General features: G+C 62.8%; 4 protein-coding genes and 1 pseudogene. All 5 read left to right on the top strand.

Translation table 11 applies throughout. The features are described 5' to 3' along the window. A pseudogene (locus ENZ74_RS22245) lies at nt 1-224 on the top strand (biotin--[acetyl-CoA-carboxylase] ligase); the annotation flags it as partial. Nucleotides 225-341: 117 nt separating this feature from the next. Continuing rightward, the gene (locus ENZ74_RS22240; protein WP_013531104.1) at nt 342-2012 is read left to right on the top strand and encodes a ribonuclease J; all 1671 of its coding nucleotides are present in this window, start codon (nt 342-344) and stop codon (nt 2010-2012) included. 110 nt (nt 2013-2122) lie between these two features. Then, entirely contained in the window at nt 2123-2527 is a 405-nt protein-coding gene (gene mce / locus ENZ74_RS22235) for a methylmalonyl-CoA epimerase (protein WP_063168232.1), read from the top strand. Further along, complete coding sequence (locus tag ENZ74_RS22230) at nt 2524-2808, top strand: DUF1467 family protein (protein WP_013531106.1); 285 nt, start codon at nt 2524-2526, stop codon at nt 2806-2808. The genes mce and ENZ74_RS22230 overlap by 4 nt, the downstream gene beginning before the upstream one ends. 632 nt (nt 2809-3440) lie before the next feature. Then, entirely contained in the window at nt 3441-4769 is a 1329-nt protein-coding gene (gene proS / locus ENZ74_RS22225; RefSeq protein WP_063168231.1) for a proline--tRNA ligase, read from the top strand. Nucleotides 4770-4790 lie beyond the last annotated feature (21 nt).

The following is a 4790-nucleotide window of genomic DNA, read 5'->3' as shown; positions in this document are numbered from 1 at the left end:
GGGATGAGGGGCGCGGACTTGCCGCCGTCAGGCGACGGTGGCTTGATCGTGCCGCGGGGCTCGGCGGCGAGGTTGCCGTCAGAATTGACGGTAATGTGGTGCGCGGGGTGTTTGAGACCATTGACGAGGACTGCCGTTTCGTGATCCGCGACGATGAAGGTTCGGTTCGGACGATCGCCGCCGGCGATGTGCATTTCGGCGCGGTCGCTTCGGCCAGGGCATAGGGCCGTTCATGAACGGTTCTAACTGTTTGTTTTTGCGCAACTCCGGTGGGAAAACCGTTACACACTTTTCCCGGAATTGCTTTTGAGCTTGGCCTGAGGGCCAGGAAGGGAAAAATCATGGCGAAAGCGGAAAACGCCGAACTCGTCTTCGTGCCGCTCGGCGGCGTCGGCGAGATCGGCATGAACTTCGCTCTTTACGGCTACGGGCCGCCCAGCGCGCGCGAATGGATCGTCATCGATGTCGGAGTGACCTTCCCCGATGCCAGCCTGCCGGGCGTCGACCTGGTGCTGCCCGACACACGCTTCATCGAGGAGAACCTCGCCAATCTGCGCGGCATCATCATCACGCATGCGCATGAAGACCATTACGGCGCGCTGCTCGACACATGGCCGAAGCTGAAGGCGCCGGTCTGGATGACGCCGTTCAGCGCCGGCCTGCTGGAAGCCAAGCGGCAAGGCGAGCAGGGCGCACCGAAAATACCGGTCACGATCTACCGGGCGGGCGAGAAATTCACCGTCGGCCCCTTCGAGATCGAAGCCATTCCGGTCGCGCACTCGATTCCCGAGCCGATGTCGCTGGCGATCACCTCGCCGGCAGGCACCGTCATCCATACCGGTGACTGGAAGATCGATCCGGAGCCGACGATCGGGCCGAAGACCGACGAGGCGCGTTTCCGCGCCTATGGCGACAAGGGCGTTCTGGCGCTGATCTGCGATTCGACCAATGCGCTGCGCGAAGGCGAGTCGCCTTCGGAAGTGGCTGTGGGCGAGGGCCTCAAGGGCGTCATCCAGGCTGCCAAGGGCCGTGTCGCCGTCACCACGTTCTCCTCCAATGTCGGACGTATCGTCTCGATCGCCAAAGCGGCGCGCGATGCCGGACGCCAGTGCCTGGTGCTTGGCCGTTCGCTGAAGCGGGTCATCGATGTGGCCGGAGAACTCGGCTACATGGACGGTCTGCCGGAGTTCATCGCCGAGGAGGATTTTGGTTTCATCCCGCGCGAAAACCTGGTCATCATCTGCACCGGCAGCCAGGGCGAGCCGCTGGCCGCACTGGCCAAGCTGTCGCGCGAAGAGATGAAGTCGGTGTCGCTGACGGCAGGCGACACGGTGGTGTTTTCCTCGCGTACGATTCCCGGCAACGAGAAGGCGATCCTCGAGATCAAGAACCGTCTCATCGACCTCGGCGTCAAGATCATCGAGGACGGCGATGCGCTGGTGCATGTCTCCGGCCATCCGCGGCGCAGCGAATTGCGCAAGATGTATGAATGGGTGCGCCCGCAGATCGGCGTTCCCGTGCATGGCGAGGCGGCACATCTGGTGGCGCAGGGCTCGCTGATGTCGACATCGGGCATCGGCCAGGTGGCGCAGGTGCGCGACGGCGACATGCTCAGGCTTGCTCCCGGCCCAGCCACCATCATGGATCAGGTGCCGTTCGGCCGTATCTACAAGGATGGCAGACTGATCGGCACCGATCAGGCGATGGGCATCCGCGACCGGCGCAAATTGTCCTTTGCCGGCCACGTGGCGGTCAATGTCGTGCTGGACGACAAATATGAGCTTGCCGGCGACCCCGATCTGGTCGCCATCGGCGTCGCCGAGGCCGATGGCCGTGGCGAGTCGCTGGAAGATCTGATGATCGATGCGGCAATCGGCGCGGTGGACTCGATCCCCCGTCAGCGCCGAAAAGACCTCGACCTGGTGCAGGAAGCAGTGCGGCGCGCCGTGCGCGGCGCCGCCAACGAAGCCTGGGGCAAGAAGCCGCTGGTGACGGTGTTCGTCACTCGCTGAGGGGAGTGGGGCAGTAAGGGAGTAGGGCAGTAGGGATTTCGATACGAGGCAGGTCAGCTTTTCCCCTATTGCCATACTGCCCTATTGCCATACTGCCCTGAGGAAAACCTATGCTCGGACGTCTGAACCATGTCGCGCTTGCCGTGCCGGATCTGGCTGCTGCCGTAGCGGCCTACCGCAACACGCTCGGCGCGGAGGTTACGGCGCCGCAGGCACTGCCGGAGCACGGGGTGACGGTGGTGTTCGTCAATGTCGGCAACACCAAGGTCGAACTTCTGGAGCCTTTGGGCGAGGGATCGCCGATCGCCGCCTTCCTGGAGAAGAACCCCTCCGGCGGCATGCATCACCTTTGCTATGAGGTCGACGACATCCTGGCCGCGCGCGATCAGCTCAAGGCCGCCGGCGCCCGCGTGCTGGGCGACGGCAATCCGAAGATCGGCGCGCACGGCAAGCCGGTGCTGTTCCTGCATCCGAAGGATTTCTTCGGCACGCTGATCGAACTGGAGCAATCATGAGCTGGGTTTCGTTCACCGCCCTGTTTTTCGCGACCTGGTGGGTGGTGCTGTTCGCCGTGCTGCCGTTCAGCGTGAGGACGCAGGACGACGATCACGACGTGACGCTCGGCACGGTTCCGAGCGCGCCGCGTGGGCCTCACATGCTACGCGCCGTGATCCGCACCACCATCGCCACCGCGATCCTGATGGGCATTTTCTATGGCCTGACGCATGGGCTGGGATACAGCCTCAACGACATCCCGCACATCGTGCCGGAATTCAGCCAGACGCCGGCTAAATAGACTGTCCAGCGACGGCGTTTTCATATGTCGGACCGGGCGGGTTTCGGCGGGGAACGTCGTGCCGTTTTGCGGCCTGACGAGCGCTGACGCTGGGTAAGGTGGTTTGGCAACGCGTTGCGCTAAGCAGATGATTGCACAAAAAAAATGCAAGGCACGAGGCCTTGCAATTTAAACGCGTCCGATCTGTTTCCGGTTTCCGGCGGCAGCGAGTAACCGCGCCTAGATCGCATCCTCCCAAGACTTTGACCGCGTAGGAGAGCAGATTTTTTTCTGCCCTCTCGGTTATCGAGGTACATTAGCCTAAGGCGAATGAAAATGTCACGAAGAATTTTGCCTTGAAACGGGCATTCTCGTGCTGCACTGCACAATAGTGTGGCAGGCGTTGCTTGGCGAACGATCACCAAGACGCGCACAGTGACCGGGAGGCCTTGCAGCGCCATGGGTCTTCTGGACGGGCGAACGGCGGTGCGACGCTTCTGATCCCGGCTACCCATGTTTTTTGGAAATCGATTCCGCTTTTCGGGCCGAAGCGTCCGGGTTCCCATTCCGCCTTGAAATGGCTATGAAGCCGGGTCAAGCAAGCCAAAGTCGCGCCGATTCTGACGCGACCCTCCTCACTCACGGACCTGCCCATGCGTTTGTCGCGCTATTTCCTGCCGATCCTCAAAGAAAATCCGCGCGAGGCCGAGATCGTCTCGCACCGGCTGATGCTGCGCGCCGGCATGATCCGCCAGCAGGGGCAGGGCAGTTTCTCGTGGCTGCCGCTCGGCAAGCGGGTGCTGGACAAGGTATGCCGCATCATCCGCGAGGAGCAGGATCGCGCCGGTGCGCTGGAAATCCTGATGCCGACCATCCAGTCGGCCGATCTGTGGCGCGAAAGCGGCCGCTATGACGACTACGGCAAGGAGATGCTGCGCATCAAGGACCGGCAGGACCGCGACATGCTCTACGGCCCCACCAATGAGGAAGTGGTCACCGAGATCGTCCGCGCCTATGTGAAGTCCTACAAGGACCTGCCGCTCAATCTCTACCACATCCAGTGGAAGTTCCGCGACGAAGTGCGGCCGCGCTTCGGCGTCATGCGGTCGCGCGAGTTCCTGATGAAGGACGCCTATTCCTTCGACCTCGACTTCGAAGGCGCCAAGGCGGCCTACAACAGGATGTTCGTGTCCTATCTCCGGACTTTTACGCGCATGGGGCTGCAGGCTATACCGATGCGGGCCGACACCGGGCCGATCGGCGGCGATCTCAGCCATGAATTCATCATCCTGGCCGACACCGGCGAGAGCCAGGTCTACTGCCACCGCGACTATCTTGCGCTCGATGTGCCCGGCGCCAACACCGATTTTGCCAACGACACCGAGATCGCCGACATCGTCAAAACATGGACGACGCCCTACGCCGCCACCGACGAGATGCATGACGAGGCGGCGTGGGAGAAGATCGGCGAGAGCGACAAGGTTTCGGCGCGCGGCATCGAGGTCGGCCACATCTTCCATTTCGGCGACAAATATTCCAAGCCCATGGGCGCCAAGGTGACCGGACCCGACGGCAAGGATCATTTCGTCTCCGGCGGCTCCTACGGCATCGGTCCGTCGCGGCTGGTCGCGGCGATCATCGAAGCCAGCCATGACGACAACGGCATCATCTGGCCGGACGCGGTGGCGCCGTTCGACATCGGACTGATCAACATGAAGGCGGGCGACGCCGAGTGCGACGGCGTCTGCGACGAACTGCATGCCGCTTTCGTCGCCGCCGGCAAGGACGTGCTCTACGACGACACCGACCAGCGGCCCGGCGGCAAGTTCGCCACCGCCGACCTGATAGGTCTTCCCTGGCAAGTGATCGTCGGACCGCGCGGTGTCGCCGCCCGCGAGATCGAGATCAAGAACCGCAAGACCGGTGAGCGCGAGACGCTGCCGATCGCGGATGCGAAGAAGCGCTTCGGTGTCGCCGCATGAGCGAGGCGGTGGCGGCAAGAT

This window comes from Mesorhizobium sp. M7A.F.Ca.CA.002.15.2.1, assembly GCF_003998715.1.
GTDB lineage: Bacteria > Pseudomonadota > Alphaproteobacteria > Rhizobiales > Rhizobiaceae > Mesorhizobium > Mesorhizobium ciceri.
This window is presented reverse-complemented; position numbering and strand designations above follow the sequence as displayed.

Excerpts from the sequence above, each read along its gene's own strand:
- ENZ74_RS22230 (WP_013531106.1), top strand. The coding sequence starts at position 2,524 with ATGAGCTGGGTTTCGTTCACCGCCCTGTTTTTCGCGACCTGGTGGGTG.
- mce (WP_063168232.1), top strand. The coding sequence starts at position 2,123 with ATGCTCGGACGTCTGAACCATGTCGCGCTTGCCGTGCCGGATCTGGCT.
- proS (WP_063168231.1), top strand. The coding sequence starts at position 3,441 with ATGCGTTTGTCGCGCTATTTCCTGCCGATCCTCAAAGAAAATCCGCGC.
- ENZ74_RS22240 (WP_013531104.1), top strand. The coding sequence starts at position 342 with ATGGCGAAAGCGGAAAACGCCGAACTCGTCTTCGTGCCGCTCGGCGGC.